The organism is Pseudomonadota bacterium (genome assembly GCA_039815145.1).
Lineage (GTDB): Bacteria > Pseudomonadota > Gammaproteobacteria > Steroidobacterales > JBCBZW01 > JBCBZW01.
Genome location: JBCBZW010000001.1, coordinates 137090 through 159568, shown reverse-complemented (window position 1 = coordinate 159568; position 22479 = coordinate 137090). Strand labels below are relative to the sequence as shown.

The following is a 22479-nucleotide window of genomic DNA, read 5'->3' as shown; positions in this document are numbered from 1 at the left end:
CTCAGATCACGGCGACCGAGCGGAAGCTCTCCTCGTCCAGTTCTCCCTCCGACTTCGCCACGGTCACCGCCACTGCGGCGTCGCCGGTGATGTTCACCACCGTGCGCGCCATATCGAGAATCCGGTCGAAGGGCAGGATGAAGCCGACGATCAGCGCCGTCTGCGCGTCCGTCACGCCGAAGGTGGAGAGCACCGTGGCCGCCAGGAACAGGGAGGCCGAAGGTACGCCAGCCGTGCCGATGGAGACCAGGGTCACGGTCAGCGCGATCAATAGGTAATCCGTAAACACGAGGTCGATGCCGAACACCTGGGCGGCGAAGGTGGCGATGATGCCCTGGTATAGGGCCGTGCCGTCCATGTTGATCGTAGAGCCGAGCGGCAGCACGGACGAGGCCACCGTGTTCTTCACCCCCAAGTTGCGCTCGACGCAGTTGATGGTCACGGGCAGTGTGGCGGAGCTCGATGACGTGGAGTAGGCCACGGCCTGCGCATCGAGGATGCCGCGAAAGAAGCGCACCAGCGGCAAGCCCAGGACGCCGCGGATCAGCCCCCCGTAGACCAGAATCATGTGCACCACACACGCGCCGTAGACCACCAGGGTCAGCACGAACAGCTGACGCAGGGCATCGATGCCGAGCGTGCCGGCCACCCAGGCCACCAGGGCGAAGACGCCGTAGGGCGCGAACTCCATGACGATTGTCGCGAGCTTCAGCACGGTCTCCGCTGCCGCTTCGATCGCATCGCTCAGCGGTCTCGTCTTCTCCCCCGCCAGCACGATCGCAACCCCCAGAAACAGCGAGAAGAAAATGATGGACAGGACGTCGCCGTTGGCGAGCGCGGCGAAGGGGTTCTCCGGCACGATGTTGAGCAAGCGCTCGCCGATGGGGGGCGCTTCGGCCAGGGTCTTGGGCACCGCGCCCGAGATGTCCACGCCTGCGCCCGGTTCGAACAACACCCCGAAGGTGAGGCCGACGATGATGGCGCCGAGGGTGGTGAGCATGTAGAGCCCGATCGCCTTCGCGCCGATACCCCCGAGACGCTTCGGATCTCCCATGGAGATCACGCCCGCCACGATGGTGGTGAAGATCAAGGGCACCACGATCATCCGGATCAGCCTGACGAAGATGTCGCCGATCCACTTGCTCGAGATCGCCAGGTCGCCGAACACGAAGCCGACCACCACGCCGCCCACGAGGGCGATCATCACCCGCTGCCAGAGCAGGGTCTTGCCACCCCGGGCGAGCCAGTACAGACCGGCGAACGCGGCGACGAGAATGGCCCAGTAGAGGGCGACCTGGACGGACATGGCAGCTCCTTCAGCTCCGATCGAATCCGCTCCCGCGGTCGGGAGCGCACGGCGCAGTGTAATCGGGGCCAGCGCCGGAGGACATGCGCCGATCAGCCGTAGCGCTCGCGCAGGGCCTCGATGTGCGCGGAAGGACCGCTGACGCGAAGGCGAACGCCGGCGCTGTCGAAGTGGCGCTCGAGGATGCGCACGCCGTCCGCACCGTTCACCTCGCGCTCGAGGATGGCCGAGGTGTCGAAGGGCGCCCGCAACAGGGCTTCGGCCTGCTCGACCCACGGGATAGGCGTCGCGTGCTTCAGGGCCTCGCTCATGGCGCCCGCGTAGGCGCGCGCTAACCCGCCGGTGCCCAGCTTGATGCCGCCGAAGTAGCGCACCACGAGCGCACCCACCTCGATCCACCCCTGACCGCGCAGGACCCGCAGCATCGGTTGGCCGGCCGTACCCGAGGGCTCACCGTCGTCCTTGGCCACCTCCTGCACCTGCCCGTGCTCGTTCAGGCGACGCCAGGCGATCACGTGATGGTTCGCCTTCGGGTGTGCGGCCCGCGACGCCGCCAGGTGCGCGTCGAACTGCGTGATGGGCACTACGCTGGCGAGAAAGCGGGAGCCTTTGGCCTCGAGCAGGCCCTCGCAGGGCTCACGAAGGGTGATCATGGCCGCATCTTGGTTCAGCCACCGCGCACTTGCCAGCCGAGACCGGGCGCGTGGGCAGACTTGAACTCGATGCTGCTTTGCACGCATTGTCGACCACGCGCATGGCAGCGAAGTACTAGAGGCGAGGAGACCAACGTGCTCGATCGGTGGCAATGGCAGACGGGAAACTCCGATGAGATCCGTTCGGGATGGCGCGCGGCGTTGCTGGTCGCAGCGGTCCTTGGCGGCACGCTGGCGGCGCACGCGCAGCCGGCGGCGCCCGCGGTGGATCCGGCACGCCTGGAGGGCATCGAGTGGCGGTCCGTCGGTCCCTGGCGCGGCGGGCGCGTTACCGCCGTTGCCGGCGTGCCGGGTCGCACCCGGGAATACTTCATGGGCGCAGCCGGCGGTGGCGTCTGGCATACCGACAGCGCCGGTATCACCTGGCGCAACGTCTCCGATGAGGACTTCGGTGTGGGGAGCATCGGTGCCATCGCCGTGGCCCCTTCCGATCGCAACGTCGTGTACGTGGGGACGGGCGAAGCGCCGATTCGGGGCGTGACCACCTCCCACGGCGACGGCCTCTACCGCTCCACCGATGGCGGCCGTAGTTGGACCCACCTTGGCCTGGAGGCCACCCGCCAGATCGCGGATATCGTGGTCCATCCGCGCGATCCCGACCTGCTCTACGTGGCGGCCCAGGGCAATCCCTGGGGCCCCAGCGAGGAGCGTGGCGTCTACCGCAGTCGCGACGGCGGTGACACCTGGGAACAGGTGCTCGCGGTCAATCCGGACACGGGGGCGACGGACCTCTCTATGGACCCGGAGAACCCGCGCGTGCTCTTCGCCTCCCTCTGGCATCACCGCCGTAATCCCTGGTTCGTGCGCTCCGGAGGCGAAGGGGGTGGCATCTATCGCAGCACGGACGGCGGCGATACCTGGGAGCGCCTTGAGGGCGGGCTGCCCGACCTCATCGGCAAGGTGGGCGTAGCCGTCTCGCCGGCCAACCCGCGGCGCGTGTACGCCATCGTCGAAGCCGAGGAGGGCGGTCTCTATCGCTCGGATGACGGCGGCGATCAATGGACGCGCCTGAACGGCGAGCGCCTGATCCAGGCCCGCGCCTGGTACTACAACCACATCGCCGCAGACCCGCAGGATGAGAACACCGTGTACGTGCTCAACGTGCGCATGTTCAAGTCCATCGACGGTGGCCGCACCTTCTCAGGGCTGAGCGGACCTCACGGGGACCACCACGATCTGTGGATCAACCCCGATGACCCGCGCAACATGGTGAACGCCAACGACGGCGGCGCCACGGTCACCTTCGACGGCGGCAGCACCTGGTCGACCCTCGACAATCAACCCACCGCCCAGTTCTACCGCGTGTCCACGGACGATCGTTTCCCCTTCTGGATCTACGGCGGCCAGCAGGACAACACCACCGTGGCAATCGCCAGCCAAACCTTGGACGGCGGTATCGGCATGGAGGATTTCCACCCCGTCGGCGGCGGCGAGAGCGCCCACGTGGCCTTCGACGCGGCCAACCCCCGCTATGTCTACGCGACCACGATCAACGCCACGCTCACCGAGTACGACCTGAAAACGCGCAGCGTGCGACCGATCAAGCCCTATCCCGAGTACGTCTTCGGCCGCGACGTGCGCGAGCACCGCTACCGCACCAACTGGAACGCGCCGGTGGCCGTCTCCCCGCACGATCCGAAGGTACTCTACTACGGCACCCACAAGCTGCTGCGCAGCGCGGACCGTGGCGTGAGTTGGGAGGAGATCAGTCCCGATCTCACCCGCGACGATGAGTCCAAGCAGGGCCGTGGCGGTGGTCCGATCACCAACGAGCAGGCCGGGGCGGAGTTCTACAACACGATCTTCTACGTGCTGGAGTCGCCCCATCGTCAGGGCGAGCTGTGGGTGGGATCCGACGACGGCCTCGTGCACCGATCGCGCGACGGCGGTAAGACCTGGCGCAACCTCACGCCGCCCGAGGCGCCGGAAGCCCACGTCAACGCCATCGAGATCTCGCCCCACGACGCCGATCGAATCTATTTGGCGCTCACCGCCTACAAGCTGAACGACTTCTCCCCCTATGTGTACGAGAGCCGTAACGGTGGTGAGAGCTGGCGCCGCATCGATCGCGGTTTGCCGTCGGACACCTTCGCGCGAGTCGTGCGCGAGGACCCGCAGCGCGCTGGTCTGCTCTACGTCGGCACCGAGGTAGGGATGTTCTTCAGTACGGACAGTGGCGGGCACTGGCAGTCCCTGCGCTTGAACCTCCCGCCCGTGCCGATCACGGACTTGAAGGTGCGCCAGGACCGCCTTGTCGCCGCCACCCAAGGGCGTGGCTTCTGGGTGCTGGATGACCTCAGTACCGTGCGTGCCACCGTCGAGCCCCTGCGTACACCCTTGCACGCCTACACGCCCGCGCCCGCGATCATGCTCGAGCGCGGCGGCGGGCGACGCAGCGCCTACGAAGGCAAGAACCCCGCGGACGGGGCGGTGCTCTACTACCACCTCACACCGCCCGAAGGTGCTGCTGAGGAACTGCCGATCACGATCGAGATCGAGGAGGCGGGCAGCGGTCGTGTCGTGCGCCACTACTCCTCGGCGGGATTGGCGGACGATGCCTGCGTGAAGGGCAACGAGGATCCGCGCAGCCCGGTGAGCATCGACAACCCCGGTGCTGCGCCAGGGCTCAACCGTTTGGTATGGGACTTCGGCGAAGACCGCCTGCGTTGCGTCGACGATGTGCGCCTGTTCGCGGGCTGGTCCGGGCCACGCGTCGCGCCAGGCGACTACCGGGCCGTGCTCACCTATGCGGGCGAACAGGTGAGCGTGCCGATCCAGGTGCTGCCTGATCCGCGCCTGCCCTTCGATACCGAAGGTCACGCGGCTCGGTCCGCGGCCCTTCGCCAATCGGTCACGCTGATGAACAGCCTGTTGGGCACCCTCGAACGGGCCCGCGAGGTGCGGGAGGCCCTGTCGGGCGCGCGCGGGCGCCTGGACGGCCTCGGTGAGCGCGGGGCGCAGCTCACGCGCCTGGCGGACGAGGCCATCGTGCGCCTCGACGCGTGGGAGCAGACGGTGACCCAGCCCCTGCACAAGACCTTCGAGGACGACATCAACTGGCCCAATATGCTCGACGTGCAGGTGCGCCACCTGATCGATGCGATCGACGCGGCGGGCACCCCGGTGACCGACGGGGCCCGTCGTCGCTTGGGCGATCTGGAGCAGGAGTGGGCGGGACGCGTGGACGCCCTGGCGGCCATCCACGATGAGTACCTGGCCCCGTTCAACGCGGGCATGCTCGAGCGTGGGGAACCCCACGTGGAAGCGGTGCTGCAGCCTCGCTGAGCGATGGCAGGGAGTGATGAGGAGGTGGTGAAGGACTCGAATGTCGCGGAGCATCCCTTCGACAGACTGACGCCGAGCTTCATCCTCGATGCGCTCGAGGCACAGGGCCTTGACTGCGACGGTCGTCTCCTCGCCCTCAACAGCTACGAGAACCGCGTGTACCAAGCGGGCCTCGATGAGCAGGCGCCGGTGATCGTGAAGTTCTACCGTCCCGGGCGCTGGAGTGCCGAGCAGATCCTGGAGGAGATCGACTTCACCTGCGAACTCGACGAGCTCGAGTGCCCGGTGGTGGCGCCGCTCTACGACGGCGACGACGAGGCGCTCTTCGAACACGAGGGGTTCTTCTACACCATCGCGCCTCGCCGTGGCGGGCGGGCGCCGGAGCTCGACGACCTGAGCAATCTCGAAGTCTTCGGCCGCACCCTCGGGCGTATGCACCAGGCAGGCGCGGCTCAAGAATTCGAGTATCGTCCCGTGCTCGACGCCCAGGCCTTCGGCCACGATAGCGTCGAGTTTCTCCTCGCCAGCGAGATGGTGCCCGCGGAGCTGCTCGAGGCCTGGGAGATCGTGGCGCGCCAGGTGCTGGTGGAGGTGGATGCTCACATGGGCTTCGTGCCGCGCAGTCGCTGGATCCGTTGCCATGGGGACTGCCATGCCGGCAACGTGCTGTGGCGCGAGCACACGCCCTGGTTCGTGGACTTCGACGATGCGCGCACAGCCCCGCGGATCCAGGATTTGTGGATGCTGCTCTCGGGCGATCGGGATCGCCAGCAAGCGCAGCTAGCGAAATTGATCGGTGGATACCGTGAGTTCTGCGACTTCGACAGCGCGGAGCTCAACCTGATCGAGTCCTTGCGCTCCCTGCGCATGCTCCATCACAGCGCCTGGCTGGCACGCCGCTGGGACGATCCGGCGTTTCCGCGCGCGTTCCCCTGGTTCGGTACCCAGCGCTACTGGGAGCAGCAGATTCTCGAGCTGAAAGAGCAGCTGGCAGCCATGCGTGAGCCGCCACTGGAGCTGATCTGAGCACGCCCGCAGACCCTTCGCCGGGCGCGCAGCGCTTCACGCTCACCTGCGCCAGGCACCTGCCATCTCTTCTGCTGCAGGAGGTCGAGGCCTTCGGCTTCGAGGAGGTGCAGGAGCGGGCGGGCGCGGTGATCGCCACCGGCAGTCTCGAGGCTGCCTACCGTGCGTGCCTGTGGTCGCGTACGGCGGGACGGGTGCTGATGGAGATCGCGAGCGGCGCCGCCGGCGACGGCGACGCGCTCTACGCCACGGCTCGGGAGATCGACTGGAGCGCGCACCTTCGCCCTGAGCAGACCCTCTCCGTGGTGGCCACCCTGCAGCGGGCGCGCATTCGCCACAGCCACTTCGCGGCCCAACGGGTCAAAGACGCCATCGTCGACCAATGGCGTGAGCGCAGCGGCGAGCGACCCTCGGTGCAGCCGACCCGTCCAGACGTGCCCGTGCACGTGTTGGTGCGCGGTGAACAGGCGGTGATCTCCCTCGACCTGTCCGGCGAACCGCTCCATCGGCGGGGCTACCGGATGGAGCAAGGCGTGGCGCCGCTGCGCGAGACCTTGGCCGCAGCGTTGCTGCTGCGGTCCGGCTGGCCACAGATCGCCGCCGATGGGGGTGCGTTCATCGACCCGATGTGTGGCGCGGGCACCCTGCTCATCGAGGCGGCGTGGATCGCCGGCGATGTGGCCCCCGGGCTGCCGGCCCGTCGCTATTGGGGCTTCGATGGTTGGTTGGGCCACGACCGTGAGTGTTGGGAGCGTCTGCTCGGCGAAGCCCGCGCGCGCGCCAGCGCCGCGGCGGATCGCCTGGTGCCCGGACGCATCCGAGGCTTCGATGCGGACGGCAAGGTCCTGCGCATCGCCCAAGGCAATCTGGTGCGGGCGGGGCTTGGCGACCACGTGCCCCTCAGCCGCCGGGAGATAGCTGACGAGCAGGCGCTGTCGGACCTGCCGAGCAAGGGGTTGGTGCTGGCCAACCCGCCCTACGGCGAGCGCCTCGGCGAGCAGCGCGAGCTTGCAGGGCTCTACGCGAGCCTCGGGCAGCACCTGCGCCGCCACTACGGTGAGGGCTGGGTCGGTGCCGTGTTCACGGGGAATCCGCCCCTGGGTCGGGAACTCGGCCTGCGCGCCACCCGCACGCACCGCTTCATGAACGGTCCGATCGACTGTCGCTTGTTGCAGTTCGATCTAGGGCAGGTGGGCGATGCAGGCCCGGCGCGGGAGGAGGGTCCCCGCGAATTGTCCGCGGGTGGGCAAGAGCTCGCCAACCGCCTGCGCAAGAACCTGCGCAACCTCGCGCGCTGGCGGCGACGCGAGGAGGTGACCTGCTATCGCCTCTACGATGGGGATCTGCCCGAGTACCGCTTCGCCATCGACCTCTACGAGACGGTGCAGGGCCAGGTGCACGCGCACGTGCAGGAATACGCGGCGCCGGCGAAGATCGATCAGGCGCGCGCCCGCGAACGGGTGAACGATGCCCTGGGCGCGGTAGGCGAGGTGCTCTCCCTCGCGCCGCCTCAGGTCCACCTGAAACGACGCCAGCGCCAGCGCGGCGCCACCCAATACCGCCGTCAGGCAGAGCGAGACGAGCGGTTGGAGGTGGTTGAGCACGGCTATCGCCTCGAGGTGAACTTGGATGATTACCTCGATACGGGCCTGTTCCTGGACCACCGGCCCCTGCGTCGCTGGGTCAAGGAGCAGGCGGATCAAGCCGACTTTCTGAATCTGTTCGCCTACACGGGCGCGGTGACCGTGGCGGCTGCGATGGGCGGGGCGCGCTCCACCACCAGCGTCGATCTCTCCAACACCTACCTCGACTGGGCGGAGCGCAACTTAGGCCTCAACGTGCCCGAGGGGCCCTGGTCAAAGGCGGCTCATCGCTTCATCCGAGCGGACGTGATGGGTTGGCTGGCGCCGGGGGTCGAGGGTCCGCAGGACCGCTACGATCTGATTTTCGTCGACCCACCGAGCTTCTCCACCTCCAAGCGCGTGGAGGGGACCTTCGACGTGCAGCGCGACCACGTCGAACTGCTGCGCCGGGCCTTGGCGCTACTGCGCCAGGGCGGCACCTTGCTGTTCTCGAACAACCTGCGTGGCTTCAAGTTCGATCAGGCAGCGGTGGCAGCGGCGCTTGGGCCTCAGCACGAGGTCGTCATCGACGACCTCACCCGCGAGAGCATTCCAACGGACTTCGCCCGCAACCCGCGCATCCACCACTGCTGGCGCCTGCGTCGCGCCTAGAGGTCGAGCTCGCGCAGCATCTCGCGCTTCAGGGCGCGGGGCACGTCATCGAGATCATCGATGAAGTCCCGGGTGGCCTCGGCGTCGAGATTGCTCAGCAACACCACCGAGCGGTCGCTATCGTCATCGCCCCGGGCGTGAATGCGCACAGCGCCCTTCTCGGCGTTGCGCGCGTTGCGGCTGGGGTTGCCGAAGCTGATGTGGACGCTGTCTTCGCTGTCGTCGCCGTCCGCGTGGATCTCGATGCCGTGTTCGCCGATCGAGATGTAGGCGGTGCCGTCGCCGTCTTCGGCGACGATCGTCACGTTGTCGGAGCCCTCCGAATCGACATCCACCAAGTTGACGTCGCCGTCCTCGGCCAGGCGGTGGATGCGGCGGGAGGCGCGTTCGGCATCGCGGCCGCGCAGGAGGCGGGCGTCGGCATCCGTACCTTCGACACCCGTGGCCGCGTCGCCGTCGAGGCGGATGACCACGATCTGCTCGTCGCGGTCGTCATCGCTGTAGAGCGCGACGTCGTAGGCACCGTGGCGCGCATGGCCGGCGCCGGCGCTGATGGGCGCGCTCGCAATGGCGAAGATGGAAAAGCCGAGCAGCAGCGCCGCGGCGGTGGGTCGGGTACGGGCCATGGGAGTCTCCTTCCAACGAGGCGATGATCCCCCGCCCCGGCCGATTGCCGGAGCGAGGGTGTGTTTTCTCGTTGGATGCGCCTTGGGCCCGGTTGGTTTGCCCGGATTTTTTGGCGCGGGCTAGTGCCCTGTTTAGCCCTTTTTCTTGCCGCCGTCGCCCTCGCCGCTGGGCACGGCGAAGCGGTCGTTCAGGGTCTCGATGAAGCGGCCGGCGTTGGCCAGCACCGTGTCCAGCTTACGTCGCGTCAGGGGCCCCCAGCCGGTCGGCTGATCCGCCACCGCCAGCATCCAGCCGGAGGTGTTCTTGCGGATGGCGTTCAGGATCCAGTCCTTGTGCGTGTTGCCCTCGAGCTTCTCACCGAAGTGCTTCACGGTCTGCCTACTCGCCGCCCGCCGTAGGACGAGGTGCAGGTAGGCCACCACGGCGATGAGCAGGCCGAGCAGCACCCAATCCACGAACGGGAATTGCTCACTCAGGGAGGCCCAGGGCGGATTGAAGTGCAGGCCCTCCCACATGTTGAACATGTAGCTGCCCGCGAGCGCCACCAGTGCCAGGGCGCCCATCACCGAGGCATCCAGGATCAGGGAACGGCGCTTCCACCAGCGGCGCGCCTCGCGCACCGTCGGCATCATGTCGTCGCGCACGGCCCGGGCCGTGCGTTCGAGCGCGCCAGTCACGCGGTAGGCGCGTTCGACCTCCACCCGGTCGAGGCGCATGCTGATCTCGTCGGCGTCGACCTTACGCTTGGCTTCGAAGCGGGCCGCCAGCGCCTCGTCTTCGATCGGTAGCGCCGAGGCCACGTCGTAGATGCGGTAGAAGCGACCCGCCGTGAGGCCCTGGCTGGCGAGTGCGCGTTGCCAGGCCGCGAACACTTCCTCCGGGTTGTCCTCCCGGGCGGTCGCGTCGACCTGGTTCAGGATGTACATGAACTTGTTGAAGTCCGGCCGATCCTTCACGTCGCCCACCAGGTGCTTGAGCGTCTGCTGCATGGCGCCCGGCTCGGGGTGGCGGGCATCGAAGAACACCAGCACCAGGTCAGCCAGGTCGATGATGTGTTCGATGATGGCGAGGGTGGCGGCCCGCTGCTCGTCCGAGTCGAAGCCCGGCGAGTCGATCAGGATCTTGCCTCGGATCGCCTCGGAGTTGCAGGCCTTGAGCTGCAGGAAGGCGTCCATGCGCTCGGCGTCGCCGTCGGACACCTCTTCGATCTGATGACTGATCTTGTAGAAGGGGAAGCGGGGATCGCTGTCGAGGGCCAGGCCGGGCAGCACCTGGGGCTGCTCGTTGGGGCCGTAGCAGACCACCGTGAACTTGTCGTCGACGGCCTGATTGCCCGTGAGTTGCAGGCGCTGGCCGAGGTAGGAGTTTACGAATGTTGACTTACCGGCCGAGAAGGTGCCGAGCAGGGCGACCACGGGGAACCAGGACACCTGCGAGGCGAGGGACTCGTTCGGTTCCGTCAGGCCGAGGCGATGGGTGACCTGATCGAGCTGGCGGAAGGCCTTAACGACCTCAAGAAGTACGGGGTTTTCCCGCTGCAAATGCGTTTCGAGACGGTGCAGGCGCTCTTCCAGACTGGAGAGTTGCAGTTGGGACATGAACAAGCTCCGCGGCGTGGCACACGTAATGGCGGTCAATCGTGCCAGCAGGCGGGGTCTGTTACCAGCGAATGGGCGGCCGATGAGAGCGGTCTAGGCGGCGCATGTTTCGATCGAACGGAGCGGGTCAGGCGTCCTCAGCCTGCGCCAACCCCGCGAAGCGTCCGCGATGAAAGAGCAGGGGTGCCCCCGCCGCCTCCTGCACGGCGAGCACCTCGCCGATCAGGATCACGTGATCGCCACCGTCGTGGGACTGGCGGCTGGTGCACTGGAGCTGACCGACGCAGTTCGCCAGCAGGGGGACACCGCTGATACCTTCGGTCACTCCTTCCAGACCGGCAAACTTGTGCCGCTCATTGCTGGCGAAGCGGGTGGCCAGGTCTTGCTGACTCTCGTGCAGCACGTTGATGGCGAAGTGGCGAGCCGTGCAGTAGGCGTTCAGAGAGGCGGACTCCCGACTCAGACACCACAGGATCAGCGGCGGGGAGAGCGAGACGCTGGTGAAGCTGTTCACGGTGATACCCACCGGATCGCCCGCCTCGTCGAGGGCCGTGACCACCGTGACTCCGGTGGCGAAGGTGCCGAGCACATCGCGCAAGCGCCGACGCGCGGTGTCGCTGGAAACATCGAGGGTCATGTCGTCGTTCAAGTGGCCGTGTGGAGAAGCGACGGAACCGCCGCTGCAGTGCATGATATCAGTTCGGATCGTGGCCACGTGGCCTCGGGCGGTAGCATAACGGGGAGTCGCCCCTCGCGACGCCCGAATGATCCGGAGCCGTTCGACCTTGACCCACGACGCTCGTCGCCGCCTCGCAGCCGCCATCGGCCCTGGCGTGTTGTTCGCCGGCACTGCCATCGGCGTTTCGCACCTGGTGCAATCGACCCGCGCGGGGGCCGTCTACGGCCTGGGCTTCGTGCTCATCATCCTGCTCGTGCACGCCCTGAAGTACCCGGCCTTCCGGTTTGCGCCGCACTTCGTGGCGGCCACCGGCGAGTCCCTGTTGCACGGCTATCGCCGCCGCGGGCGGGCGGTGCTGGTGCTCTACTTCCTCACCTTCCTGCCCACCTTGTGCACGGTGATGGCGGCCCTGTGCATCACCCTGGCGGGCCTGGCGGGGGCCACCTTTGGGATCACCATGGCGCCTCCGGTGCTGGCGAGCCTGCTGGTGGGGGTGGCGGTGCTGCTCACCCTGGGTGGGGGCTTCGCGTTGCTCGATCGCCTGACCAAGGTGTTCGTGGCCTTTCTGACCCTGGCCACGCTCGCGGCCACGTTGTTGGTGCTGCCGCGAATCGACTGGCAGCTGGCGCTGTTGGTGCCGCCCGCGCTCGACGGGCCCACGCTCGCCTTCCTGATCGCCTTGGCGGGCTTCATGCCGGCGGGGCTGGACCTGTCGGTGATGCACAGCTTGTGGAGCGTGGCCCGGGCGCGCCAGACGGGGCTTCGCGCGCCGCTGGCCGAGGCCATGGTCGATTTCAACATCGGGTACCTGGCCTCGATCGTGCTGGCCCTGTGCTTCGTGCTCATGGGCACGGGGGTGATGCACGAGCAAGGCGTGGCACCTGAGGCCGGCGCCGCGGCCTTCGCGGCCCAGGTGGTGAGCCTCTACGAGCAGACCCTCGGCGCCTGGAGTGGTGCCCTGGTGGGCGCCAGCGCCTTCGCCGTGTTGCTCACCACCCTGCTGGCGATCACCGATGGGTTCCCGCGAGTGGTCGCCGCCGTGGTGGCGCAGGTGCGCTCGTCGAAGGCTGAACCGACGGCGGTCGGGCGTCGCGACCCCGTGTACGTCGGCGCCATGCTGAGCATGGCCGCCGTGGCCGTGCTGATGCTGCACTTCGCCCTCAGCAGCTTCCGCGCCTTCATCGACCTCGTCACCACCGTCGGCTTCATCACCAGCCCGATCATTGCGTTACTCAACCATCTGGCGGTGACGGGCCCTGACGTGCCGCAAGCGCTGCGCCCGGGACCCTGGTTGCGGCGCTGGAGCCTCTTCGGCGTGGTGGTGTTGTTCGCCGTGGCGATCGCCTACGGGGTGATGTCCTCGCTCGGCGGATCCTGATCGTAGTAGGCGAGGAGTAGATCGCGCAGGCGTTCGTAGGCCGCTGCCGCTTCCTCCATCGCCTCCTCCAGGGTGAGGGTCTGGTTCGGCTGCAGGCCGGCCGCGTAGTTGGTGATGAGGCTGATCCCCGCGATGCGTACGCCAAGGTGCCGCGCCGTAATCGCTTCCGGCACGGTCGACATGCCCACTGCGTCGGCGCCGAGGCGCCCGAGCATGCGGATCTCCGCCGGCGTCTCGAAGCTCGGCCCGGTCACCTGCACGTACACGCCGCGCTGCAGGGGCACGCCGCTGCGCTCGCCGGCGCGTTGCAGGTGCTCGCCGAGGGCCGGGTCCCAGGCCCGGCTCATGTCGGGGAAGCGCGGGCCGAGGGTGTCATCGTTCGGGCCGATGAGCGGATTGCAGCCGGTGAGGTTGATGTGATCATCGATGCGCATGAGATCGCCCGGCTTGAAGTCCGGGTGGATGCCGCCGGCGGCGTTGGTCATGAGCATGCGCTCAACGCCGAGGGCGTGCAGGGTGCGCACCGGGAGTGCGATCTGCGCCGCGCTGTAGCCCTCGTAGTAGTGCATGCGGCCCTGCATGCACAGGATCGGTCGCCCGTTGGGCAGATCGCCTACGAGCAGACGGCCGCGATGGCCGCTCACGGTCGAGCGAGGGAACTGCGGAATATCCTCGTAGGCGATTTCTGCGCGCAGGGTGAGCGTCTCACCGAAGCGACCGAGGCCACTGCCGAGAACGACGGCGTCTTCGCCGAGGGCGTCTGTCCCCGCTAAGCGCCTGATGGCGTCGGCGGCCTTGAGCTGATCGGTCGTCATCGCATGAGGATCCTGAGTGGGCGGCGGCGTGCAGTGTAGGCGAGTCGGGCGCGTTGCGGGCAGGCCTTACTAGCGCTCCTCGCTGCGAAGGAGTTTGTCCACCTTCGGCGGTTGGTACTGCTTCAGGCGTTCTAGCAGCGTCGACGCGTCATCCTCGATGATCAACATCTCGCGGTGCGCGGCGCGCAGGAATCCTTCGTGCACCATGTGGTCGACGAAGCGGTGAAGGGCGTCCCAGTAGCCGTCGATGTCCAGTAGGCTGACCGGCTTGCCGTGATAGCCGAGCTGCGCCCAGGTCCACACCTCGAACACCTCCTCCATGGTGCCGATGCCGCCGGGTAGGGCGATGAAGGCGTCCGAGAGCTCGGCCATCAGCGCCTTGCGCTCGTGCATCGTACCCACGACCCGAAGGTCGGTCCGGTGGTGGGCGATCTCCACCGTCATCATGGCCTCGGGGATGACTCCGATCACCTCGCCGCCCTCGGCCAGGGCACCGTCGGCCACCGCGCCCATCACCCCGATGGTGGCGCCACCGTAGACCACACCGATCCCCGCCTTCGCCAGCATGCTGCCCAGGGCACGGCCCGCTTCCCGGTAGCGCTCGTGGCGCCCGTCGCTCGAGCCGCAGAACACGCAGATTCGCATACGATTTCCTTCCCTCAGATCCTGTCGAATGTTCGAAAGTCATGCAGTTTCAGTCTATTATCCACGCCGGCGGGTGCATCCGGGCAGGCGTCGTTCCGCGTATTGGGGAATTGACGGTCGTGGGTGTCAATGCGGCTTATCGAAACCGATGGCGAGCCATACCCGAAATCTTGTGCTGACAGCCGCTCGGCTTTCCCTTGCCGCCAAACGGGCGGGAGCGGGGAACGCAAGCCGAGAACGAGCGCAACGTGTGCAGCGGCCGAATGTGGCGAAGTGTCGCAGCGCGTGGCGCCGGCCCTCACGCCCAGCATAATGGTGAATTGCCCTGCCGCCGGGCAGCTGCGTAGCAGCGCACCGGACTTAAGGTTCGAGTTAAGGAACTGTGATGCGAATCCTGCCTCTACTTGCTACGACCATCGCCTGCGCGACCCTGAGCGCGCAAGCCTTCGCCAGCGTCGACGAGCGGCGTTGGGAGTTCAAGGTGTTCCTCGACGATCGCGAGATCGGCTACCACAACTTCGTCTTGCGCGAGTCCGACGACGGCCAGGCGGTGGATAGCGAGGCCCGCTTCGACGTGAAGTTCCTCTTCATCAACGCCTTCAAGTACCGCCACCACAGCGAGGAGCACTGGGTGGACGGTTGCCTCAAGGACATCGCCTCCAGCACCCGCGCCAACAGCGAGCGCAACCGGGTCGAGGGCCAGGCGAGCGGTGACAGCTTCACCCTGCGCTCTGTGACGGCTAAGAAGAAAGCTGACCTGGAGTTCGGCGCCGACGACGAGCGTACGGTCGATACAGGCTGCCTCAGCACCTTCGCCTACTGGGATCAGGCCTTCGTCGATCGAGATCGCCTGCTCAACCCCCAGACCGGTGAAGTGGTGCCCGTGCAAATTTCCCGCATGGGGCAGGAAGAGCTGGAAGTCAGCGGCGTGCGCACGCCGGTCATCCGCTATCGCATCGAGACGCCGGACGGCGAAGTGCAGGTCTGCTACACCAAGGTGGACAACCGCTGGGAGTGGGTGCGCCTGGAATCACCTATCGAAAACCGCATGCTGCGCTACGAGCGCGAGGGCGGTGAGCTGCCGCGCATGCTATCGGCCGCCACGGTCGATCCCCTCGCCGATGAGGTCATGGGCGAAGGTACCCGCTGATGGGTGCACAGAAGACGTCGCTCGCCCTGCGCCTCGCAGGGCTCGCGCTCATCGCCCTGGGGCTTGCCGCGTGTTCCGATGAGGGGGAGCCTATGGAGACCGTCAGCTACGTAGATCTCGAGCGCTTCTCGGGCGATTGGTACGTGGTCGCCGGCATCGTCACCTCGATGGAGGAGAAGGCCTACAACCCGGTGGAGACCTACGAGGTCGCAGGTCCCGGTAGGATCAACACCACCTTCACCTTCAACAAGGGCGCCTTCGACGGTAAGCAGAAGACCTTCAAGCCGAAGGGTTTCATTCGCAATTCGGACACGAATGCCGAGTGGGGCATGCAGTTCTTCCCGCTCGTCAAGCTGGACTACCGCATCATCTACTTGAACGACGAGTACGAGACCACCGTCATCGGGCGCCAGAAGCGCGACCTGGTGTGGATCATGGCGCGTACGCCGTCGATCGACGAGGCGGAGTACGCGCAGATCGTCTCCATGCTGGATGAGGTGGGCTACGACACGTCGAAGATCCGCCAGATGCCCCACGAGGCCACCAGCGGCCAGGGCTGACGTCGACCCCGGCCACGCACCGCGGCGTGATCAGGCGCCGCGCACCATCGCGTTGTAGTCGGCGAACGCGTCCCTCACCACCGATTCCTCCAATCCGTAGTCGCTCAGGCTGTAGCGGTGGCCGCCCTTCTTATGGCTCTCGCGCTGCTTGGCGAGGTAAGCCTCCATCGCCTCGCGGGCCGCCGGCGTAAGCTCGCGGTCCATCGCGGCGTAGATGCGCTGCGCCGTGTCCATCGGGTCGGCGATCAGGTCCGGGTAGTCGATGTCGATGAAGCGCTCGGCGGGCAACTGGCGTCGTGCGACCACGTTGCGATTCACCGCGTCCCCGAGGTAGCGCAGGGCCTGGCGTCCCACCTGCTCCTTGTCCACCTTCAGCATCGTGGGTTTGTAGGCCTCGGCCGACAGGCTGCAGTACGACGCCACGCAGCTCACCGGGTCGCGACCCTGTTGGACCACCAGCGCATCGGGGAACACCTCGAAGATGGCTTCCATGGCCCACAGGTGGAAGGGTGTCTTCACCACCCAGAAGTCCCCTGGGTACCACCATTGCAACAGGCGTAGCTGATCGGCGTAGAGGCGGTAGGCATCTACCCATTCCGCGTGGCTGCGACCGTCCAGCCAGTCCAGGTAACCGGTGACAGGTCCGTAGAACATGAAGCTGTGGGAGAGCAGCGACGTCTCCAGCAGTCCGTAGCACTCCTCCGGCACGTCGACGGCGGAGGAGTGAATGCTCGAGAGGCCCGGGGTGAAGCGCTTGCGCGCGCCAATCGCCTTGCGCGACATCTCTACCCGATAGTCCTGCTCGAAGTACTGCGGATCCTCGCGCCACTCGGGCTGCGCCGGTGGCGGCTGCAGCGTCTCCCACAGGCGTGGCGCGCGCACCGCGGGATCCTCGGCGAGCAGGCGATGGAGGAACGTGGTGCCCGTGCGCGGCGGGCCGATGAGGAAGACGGGGCGCTTGAGCTCGATCTCTCCGATCTCGGGGTGGCGCGCGCGGTATTGGCGCAGGCGCACGCGCTTGATCAGGTTGGCGAGGAGCAGTTTCTGGGCGCGGCTGCGGCCGATGAAGTGCAGCTGCGTGGTCTCGGCGAGGCTCGTGCACAGAGCGTGCAGGGCGTCGTTCTCGAGGAAGCTGACGTCCTCCTCCCCCGTGTCTCGCGCCGCCCAGCGCAGGAGTTGGGGAACGTCGAAGGGTGGGGGCGCATCCTTGGCCTTGTCGCCGCGCGGGTCGTTCGCCATGTCGCACTCCTGTGGGTGGCGGCGCAGTGTGGGGGATTCATTCGGCCGGCGCCACCGTCGCTGGGCGCGGCGTCCGGCAACCCAAAGTAGGGGTTGGTCGACCCGTGAGATGTGCGTTTCGTCACATCCCCGAGTGCTGGCCGACGAACCTGGGACTCCAGCTGCCGTCACGAAAAAGGGCGGTGCCGATCGCTCGGCACCGCCCTCCAGGCGACGAAAGCGGGGCGCCTTACAGCACTTCGATGATGCCCGCGGCCCCCATGCCCGTGCCGATGCACATGGTGACCAGGCCGTAGGCCGACTGGCCGGCGGCCTTGCTGGCCCGCAGGTTGTGCACGAGCTTGGTGGTCAGGATGGCGCCGGTGGCCCCCAGGGGATGGCCCAGGGCGATGGCGCCGCCGAGGGGGTTGGTCTTCTCCTCATCGAGGCCCACCTCGCCGATCACGGCCAGGGCCTGGGCGGCGAAGGCCTCGTTCAGCTCCACCCACGAAAGGTCATCGAGCTTGATGCCTGTGCGGTCGAGCACCTTGGGGATCGCGGCGATCGGACCGATCCCCATCACCTCCGGCGGCACGCCGGCCACGGAGAAGCCATGGAACACGCCCAAGGGCTCCACGTTGTGCGCCTTCAGGCCGCGCTCGCTCATCAGCACCAGGGCCGCGGCACCGTCGCTCATCTGGGAGCTGTTGCCGGCGGTCACCGAGCCCTTGGCGGCGAACACCGGGCGCAGCTTGCCGAGGGCCTCGAGGCTCGTGTCCGGGCGCGGACCTTCGTCCACTTCCACCGTGTGGCGCACTTCGCTCACGGTGCCATCGCTGCCCGGCACGTGGCGAACGGTTTCGTAAGGTAGGACGCCGAGCTGCTGAGCGCCGCTCTTGATGCCAGCGATGGCGCGCTGGTGGCTGCGCAGGGCGAAGGCATCCTGGGCCTCGCGGCTCACGTTCCACTTCTGCGCCACCTTCTCGGCGGTGATGCCCATGCCGTAGGCGATGGCCACGTTCTCATCCTTCGCCAGCACGGCGGGGTTGAAGGAGATCTTGTTGCCCATCATAGGCACCATCGACATGGACTCGGTGCCACCGGCGATCATCACGTCGGCCGCGCCGGCCTGGATGCGCTCGGCCGCCATGGCCACGGTCTGCAGGCCGGAGGAGCAGAAGCGGTTGACGGTGACGGCGGGCACGGACTCGGGCAGCCCCGCGAGCAGGGTGCCGATGCGAGCCACGTTCATGCCCTGTTCGCCCTCGGGCATGGCGCAGCCGATGACGACGTCTTCGACGGCGCCAGGGTCCATCGAGGGCACCTGACCGACCACGCCGCGCAGGACGTGGGCGAGCAGATCATCGGGTCGGGTGGTGGCGAAGCCGCCCTTGAAGGCGCGACCCACGGGGGTCCGAGCCGCGGCAACGATATAGGCTTTCTCGGTCATCGATTCTCTCCTGATCAGTTGCGCAGGGGCTTGCCCGTCTCGAGCGTGTGCATGATGCGGGCTTGAGTCTTCTTGTTCAGCGTCAGAGCGACGAAGTGCTCGCGCTCCACGCGCAGCAGCCACTCCTCGTCCACCACGGTGCCGGGGTCGAGGTCGCCGCCGCACAGGGCGTCGGCGATACGCGAGCCGATCTCGTAGTCGTGTTCGCTGATGAAGTGCCCCTCGAGCATGTTGACCATGTTGGCCTTTAGGCTGGCGCTGGCGAAGCGCCCCTGCACCGGCCAGGTCTGCCACGGATGGGGCGGGCGGTAGCCGGCCGCGTGCATCGCCTTGGCCTGAGCGAGGGCCGCGTGCAGGATCTCGTCCGGGTGCATGACGATCTGATCGCCTTCGCGCAGGAAGCCCCACTCGCGGGCTTCGTGGGCGCTCGCGGCCACCTTGGCCATGGCGACGTTCTCGAAGTACTTGGCCAGCTGGGCGAAGCGGTCGCCGGCCTGGGTGGCATCGGCGGCGCGGATCGCGAGCTCCTTACAGCCACCGCCGCCGGGGAGCAGGCCGACCCCCGCTTCCACCAGCCCGATATAGGTCTCGTGGGCAGCCACGATGCGGTCACTCTGCAGGGCCAGCTCGCAGCCGCCGCCGAGGGCCATGCCGCGGATCGCGGCCACCACCGGCGCGCCACAGTACTTCAGGCGCATCATCGTGTTCTGGAAGGTGGCGACGAGGTCGCGCAGGCCGTCGACGTTGCCGCTGGCGACCAGGCCCGTGGCGCCTGAGAGGTCCGCGCCGAAGGAGAAAGGCTCCTGGGTCTGCCACACCACCAGGCCGTGCCAGTCCGGGCCTTCGGCCAGGTCAGCGGCACGGCGTAGGCCGGCGAGCACGCCTGGGCTGAAGGTGTTGCGCTTGGTCTTGAAGCTGGCGATCAGCACCTTGTGATCCAGGGTCCACAGACGGATGTCGTCCGTCTCCTCGATCACCGTGTCCTGCGGCGCCGGCTCGCCGAGGAGCAGCTGTGGGCGCGCCTGGCGGCGGGTGATCTTATCGTTGCGTGGCACATCGGTCCCGCGCGACGCGGAGAAGGATCCCGAGGCGCTGTGCACGCTCTGACGATCACCCGCTTCCACCCACTCGGGCAGGGGCGCGCTCGAGAGCGTGCGACCGGCGTCGATGTCCTCACGGATCCATTGGGCGACCTGGCGCCAACCGCAGGCCTGCCACAGCTCGAAGGGACCCAGCTTCCAGCCGTAGCCCCAGCGGATCGCGAAGTCCACCTCGCGAGCGCTGTCGGCGATGTCCGCCAGGTGGTAGGCGCAGTAGTGGAAGAGGTCCCGGTGCAGGGCCCACAGGAACTGGGCCTGAGGATGATCGCTGGCGCGCAGGGCGGCGAGGCGCTTGGCGGGATCGCGTTCCTTGAGGAGTGCGGCCACTTCGGGGGCTGCGCTTTGCTCGGAGGGGCGGTAAGCGCCGGCCTTCGGATCGAGTACTTCGATGCCGGCCTTGGTCTTGCGGTAGATGCCGGCGCGGGTCTTCTGACCGAGGGCGCCCTGATCGAGCAGGCCCTGGTACCAGTCCGGCAGCTTGAAGTGGGCCGCCCAGGGATCGTCGGGCAGCTGGTGGGTCATGGTGGCGACCACGTGCGCCATCGTGTCGAGGCCCACCACGTCGGAGGTGCGGTAGGTGGCGCTCTTCGGACGGCCGAGGGCGGGACCGGTGAGGGCGTCCACCGTGTCGAACCCTAAGTCGTAGGCGGCCGTATGGGCCAGCGTGCTCAGGATCGAGAAGACGCCGATGCGGTTACCGATGAAGTTCGGCGTGTCCTTCGCCCGAACCACCCCCTTGCCGACCTGGTGGGTGAGAAACGACTCGAGGTTCGTTAGCACCCGCTCGTCCGTGCCCGCATGGGGGATCAGCTCTACCAGGTGCATGTAGCGCGGTGGGTTGAAGAAGTGCACACCGGCGAAGCGAGCCCGCAGCGCTTCGGGCACGGCATTCGCCAGCTCCGTGATGCTCAGGCCCGAGGTGTTGCTGGCGAAGATCGCCCTGTCGTTCAGGTGCGGCGCCACCTGCTCGTAGAGCGAGCGCTTGATGTCCATCCGTTCGGCGACCGCCTCGATCACCAGATCGCAGTCGGTCAGCAGCTCGAGGCTGCTCTGGTAGTTGGCCGGGCGCAGGAGCTTGGCTTGCGCCTTGGTCGCGAGCGGCGCCGGCTTGAGCTTGGCGAGCATCTTGATCGCCTTGGCGGCGTTGGCGTTCGGGTCAGCGCCCTCGGCCGGCAACTCGTAGAGCAGCGTGGGGATACCGGCGTTGGTGAGGTGGGCAGCGATCTGGGCGCCCATGACGCCGGCGCCGAGCACGGCGACCTGGCGGACGTAGGGGGCATCAGCCGATGCCGGGGCGGTAGACGAGGTGGTCACTCGCGTTCTCCTTTTCGGGAGGTGGTTTTCGCTCGACAGGCGTGGGGCGCGGAGGGATTCCGACACCGGACGTGGGCCGATTGTAGAACGAAAACCGAGCGAACGCTCGCGATTTTTTCAAACGGGGCGGCGGGCACCCCGTTCGGGTGTGATCAGGACCTGGAGTTGCTCTGGAGGTTCGCCAGTACCGTCTGCACGAGCGCCTCGGGGACGTCCGCTACTTCCTCGTCCTCGGCCGTCGAGCAGGCTTTGCGGCCGAGGGTGATGGCGCGCTCGTAGTCGCGCACGTATTCGCGGCAGTCCTTACAAAGCCCCAAGTGCAGGTGCATGGCGAGCTTGGTGCGCAACGGCAGGTTGCCGTCGAGAAAGTCGACTAGGAATTCGTCCAATTCCTTGCAAGTTAGCATGTCAGGTACTCAGGTTTTTCTTAAAGCAGGTCACGGCGATCCAATAGTCTTTCCAACAGGGTTCGCAGGGCGCCCCGGGCCCGATGCAAGCGCACCTTGGCCGTGTTCGCCTGGATTCCCAGGATGTCGGCGGTCTCCTGCGTGGAGTGACCCTCGAAATCCCGCAATACCAGGATCGTGCGGTACTGCTCCGGGAGCTCGGCGATCGCGTCGCGGACGTACTGGCCGACGTCGCCCGTCTCCACTTCGTCCGCCGCTGAGCGCGGGTTGTCCGGCAGAATCCTGTGTTCAGTCTCGTCGTAAGACGGCAGCAGGTCGTCGATGCTGGTCTCGTTCCGGCGCCGCTGCTGGCGCAACTTGAGCAGCGACAGCTTGATCGTAATCCCCCGCACCCAATACCACAGGGTGGAGCGACCTTCGAATTTATCGATGCTCTTCATCACCTGGATGAAGGTCTCTTGGAAGACATCGGCGGCATCGTCACCGCTGCGCAGGTAGCGCCGCGCCGCTGCCATCACGCGCGAACCATAGGCGCGCACCAGCGTCTCGTAGGCGCGTGGGTCCTGCCGCAGCAGCCCCTCCAGCAGCGCCTTCTCATCTACCTCTGGATGACCCGCCGCGAGCGCAGGATTGCTCTTGGATACCATCTCTCTGCCCTGTTGCAACCGTGGGGCACGGCGGCTCGGCGGGCGGTTCCAACGCCCCGCACGAGTCGGCGCCAATGGGCGCCGATGACCGTACCGGGCGGTCAGTCTGCGCAGGGCAAACGAGGGTTGCAACGATGGTCTCCCGAATTCGACAGAGGTCGAAACTAGGCGCCAGACCGCTTCGTGAGCGTTCCTCACGGCAGGGCTAGCGTTCCGTACGCAGGAGAGTTGTAGGCGGAGGGCGAGGAGTTACACTTTTGTGAGAATTCCATCCTCGCCGAGACGCCGTGCTCTGCGCGAACGGCAGGCAGCGGCGACGACCCCCGC

18 protein-coding genes are annotated in these 22479 nt (G+C 67.2%); 6 read left to right on the top strand and 12 right to left on the bottom strand.

Annotated elements, in window-relative coordinates:
* Position 1: 1 nt before the first annotated feature.
* On the bottom strand, positions 2-1306 hold the full coding sequence (locus AAF184_00700; protein ID MEO0420824.1) for a dicarboxylate/amino acid:cation symporter: 1305 nt from the start codon (positions 1304-1306) through the stop codon (positions 2-4).
* A 92-nt stretch (positions 1307-1398) separates the two neighbouring features.
* Positions 1399-1959 carry a YigZ family protein gene (locus AAF184_00695; GenBank protein MEO0420823.1) on the bottom strand — a complete coding sequence of 187 codons (561 nt, stop codon included), beginning with the start codon at positions 1957-1959 and terminating at the stop codon, positions 1399-1401.
* A gap of 135 nt (positions 1960-2094) precedes the next feature.
* Between AAF184_00695 and AAF184_00690 the strand changes: the two genes are divergently transcribed.
* Genes AAF184_00690 through rlmKL form a run of 3 tightly spaced genes read left to right on the top strand, consistent with a single transcriptional unit; the run spans position 2095 to position 8564 of the window.
* Positions 2095-5304: a glycosyl hydrolase gene (locus tag AAF184_00690; GenBank protein ID MEO0420822.1), complete on the top strand. Its 3210-nt coding sequence runs from the start codon at positions 2095-2097 to the stop codon at positions 5302-5304.
* A 27-nt stretch (positions 5305-5331) separates the two neighbouring features.
* A complete protein-coding gene (locus AAF184_00685) occupies positions 5332-6330 on the top strand; it encodes a serine/threonine protein kinase (GenBank protein MEO0420821.1) in 999 nt (332 codons plus the stop codon).
* A complete protein-coding gene (gene rlmKL / locus AAF184_00680) occupies positions 6327-8564 on the top strand; it encodes a bifunctional 23S rRNA (guanine(2069)-N(7))-methyltransferase RlmK/23S rRNA (guanine(2445)-N(2))-methyltransferase RlmL (protein ID MEO0420820.1) in 2238 nt (745 codons plus the stop codon). The genes AAF184_00685 and rlmKL overlap by 4 nt, the downstream gene beginning before the upstream one ends.
* On the opposite strand, the gene AAF184_00675 is transcribed toward rlmKL, so the two are convergent.
* From AAF184_00675 to AAF184_00665, 3 genes are all read right to left on the bottom strand, one after another.
* Positions 8561-9190 carry a hypothetical protein gene (locus AAF184_00675; protein MEO0420819.1) on the bottom strand — a complete coding sequence of 210 codons (630 nt, stop codon included), beginning with the start codon at positions 9188-9190 and terminating at the stop codon, positions 8561-8563. The two genes, rlmKL and AAF184_00675, sit on opposite strands and share 4 nt — an antisense overlap.
* Positions 9191-9322: 132 nt before the next feature.
* Complete coding sequence (locus AAF184_00670; protein ID MEO0420818.1) at positions 9323-10789, bottom strand: dynamin family protein; 1467 nt, start codon at positions 10787-10789, stop codon at positions 9323-9325.
* Between the two features lie 127 nt (positions 10790-10916).
* Positions 10917-11426 (bottom strand): flavin reductase family protein, encoded by a 510-nt coding sequence (locus AAF184_00665; protein ID MEO0420817.1) that lies wholly within the window; start codon positions 11424-11426, stop codon positions 10917-10919.
* A 148-nt stretch (positions 11427-11574) separates the two neighbouring features.
* Between AAF184_00665 and AAF184_00660 the strand changes: the two genes are divergently transcribed.
* On the top strand, positions 11575-12846 hold the full coding sequence (locus AAF184_00660) for a divalent metal cation transporter (GenBank protein MEO0420816.1): 1272 nt from the start codon (positions 11575-11577) through the stop codon (positions 12844-12846).
* Here AAF184_00660 and AAF184_00655 read toward each other — a convergent pair.
* Both AAF184_00655 and AAF184_00650 read right to left on the bottom strand, forming a co-directional pair.
* Positions 12813-13661 carry a purine-nucleoside phosphorylase gene (locus AAF184_00655; GenBank protein ID MEO0420815.1) on the bottom strand — a complete coding sequence of 283 codons (849 nt, stop codon included), beginning with the start codon at positions 13659-13661 and terminating at the stop codon, positions 12813-12815. The two genes, AAF184_00660 and AAF184_00655, sit on opposite strands and share 34 nt — an antisense overlap.
* Before the next feature lie 69 nt (positions 13662-13730).
* Positions 13731-14306 carry a TIGR00730 family Rossman fold protein gene (locus tag AAF184_00650; GenBank protein ID MEO0420814.1) on the bottom strand — a complete coding sequence of 192 codons (576 nt, stop codon included), beginning with the start codon at positions 14304-14306 and terminating at the stop codon, positions 13731-13733.
* A 385-nt stretch (positions 14307-14691) separates the two neighbouring features.
* Here AAF184_00650 and AAF184_00645 point away from each other — a divergent pair, with 385 nt between their 5' ends.
* Together AAF184_00645 and AAF184_00640 are read left to right on the top strand one after the other, a co-directional pair.
* Entirely contained in the window at positions 14692-15456 is a 765-nt protein-coding gene (locus AAF184_00645) for a DUF6134 family protein (GenBank protein ID MEO0420813.1), read from the top strand.
* The gene (locus AAF184_00640; protein ID MEO0420812.1) at positions 15456-16016 is read left to right on the top strand and encodes a lipocalin family protein; all 561 of its coding nucleotides are present in this window, start codon (positions 15456-15458) and stop codon (positions 16014-16016) included. The genes AAF184_00645 and AAF184_00640 overlap by 1 nt, the downstream gene beginning before the upstream one ends.
* Before the next feature lie 30 nt (positions 16017-16046).
* Here AAF184_00640 and AAF184_00635 read toward each other — a convergent pair whose 3' ends face one another.
* The 5 genes from AAF184_00635 to AAF184_00615 all read right to left on the bottom strand — a co-directional run bounded on the left by AAF184_00635 (position 16047) and on the right by AAF184_00615 (position 22152).
* Positions 16047-17255 carry a sulfotransferase gene (locus AAF184_00635; GenBank protein MEO0420811.1) on the bottom strand — a complete coding sequence of 403 codons (1209 nt, stop codon included), beginning with the start codon at positions 17253-17255 and terminating at the stop codon, positions 16047-16049.
* Between the two features lie 229 nt (positions 17256-17484).
* Positions 17485-18684: an acetyl-CoA C-acyltransferase gene (locus AAF184_00630; GenBank protein MEO0420810.1), complete on the bottom strand. Its 1200-nt coding sequence runs from the start codon at positions 18682-18684 to the stop codon at positions 17485-17487.
* Positions 18685-18698: 14 nt separating this feature from the next.
* On the bottom strand, positions 18699-21098 hold the full coding sequence (locus AAF184_00625; protein MEO0420809.1) for a 3-hydroxyacyl-CoA dehydrogenase/enoyl-CoA hydratase family protein: 2400 nt from the start codon (positions 21096-21098) through the stop codon (positions 18699-18701).
* Between the two features lie 152 nt (positions 21099-21250).
* A complete protein-coding gene (locus tag AAF184_00620; GenBank protein MEO0420808.1) occupies positions 21251-21505 on the bottom strand; it encodes a zf-HC2 domain-containing protein in 255 nt (84 codons plus the stop codon).
* A gap of 20 nt (positions 21506-21525) precedes the next feature.
* A complete protein-coding gene (locus AAF184_00615; protein ID MEO0420807.1) occupies positions 21526-22152 on the bottom strand; it encodes an RNA polymerase sigma factor in 627 nt (208 codons plus the stop codon).
* Between the last annotated feature and the right edge of the window lie 327 nt (positions 22153-22479).

Bases quoted from the DNA above. Each gene is read 5' to 3' on its own strand.
- AAF184_00620 (MEO0420808.1), bottom strand. From the start codon at position 21,505: ATGCTAACTTGCAAGGAATTGGACGAATTCCTAGTCGACTTTCTCGAC.
- AAF184_00695 (MEO0420823.1), bottom strand. From the start codon at position 1,959: ATGATCACCCTTCGTGAGCCCTGCGAGGGCCTGCTCGAGGCCAAAGGC.
- AAF184_00665 (MEO0420817.1), bottom strand. From the start codon at position 11,426: ATGACCCTCGATGTTTCCAGCGACACCGCGCGTCGGCGCTTGCGCGAT.
- AAF184_00645 (MEO0420813.1), top strand. From the start codon at position 14,692: ATGCGAATCCTGCCTCTACTTGCTACGACCATCGCCTGCGCGACCCTG.
- AAF184_00615 (MEO0420807.1), bottom strand. From the start codon at position 22,152: ATGGTATCCAAGAGCAATCCTGCGCTCGCGGCGGGTCATCCAGAGGTA.
- AAF184_00700 (MEO0420824.1), bottom strand. From the start codon at position 1,306: ATGTCCGTCCAGGTCGCCCTCTACTGGGCCATTCTCGTCGCCGCGTTC.
- AAF184_00630 (MEO0420810.1), bottom strand. From the start codon at position 18,684: ATGACCGAGAAAGCCTATATCGTTGCCGCGGCTCGGACCCCCGTGGGT.
- AAF184_00655 (MEO0420815.1), bottom strand. From the start codon at position 13,661: ATGACGACCGATCAGCTCAAGGCCGCCGACGCCATCAGGCGCTTAGCG.
- AAF184_00635 (MEO0420811.1), bottom strand. From the start codon at position 17,255: ATGGCGAACGACCCGCGCGGCGACAAGGCCAAGGATGCGCCCCCACCC.
- AAF184_00675 (MEO0420819.1), bottom strand. From the start codon at position 9,190: ATGGCCCGTACCCGACCCACCGCCGCGGCGCTGCTGCTCGGCTTTTCC.
- AAF184_00640 (MEO0420812.1), top strand. From the start codon at position 15,456: ATGGGTGCACAGAAGACGTCGCTCGCCCTGCGCCTCGCAGGGCTCGCG.
- AAF184_00650 (MEO0420814.1), bottom strand. From the start codon at position 14,306: ATGCGAATCTGCGTGTTCTGCGGCTCGAGCGACGGGCGCCACGAGCGC.
- AAF184_00670 (MEO0420818.1), bottom strand. From the start codon at position 10,789: ATGTCCCAACTGCAACTCTCCAGTCTGGAAGAGCGCCTGCACCGTCTC.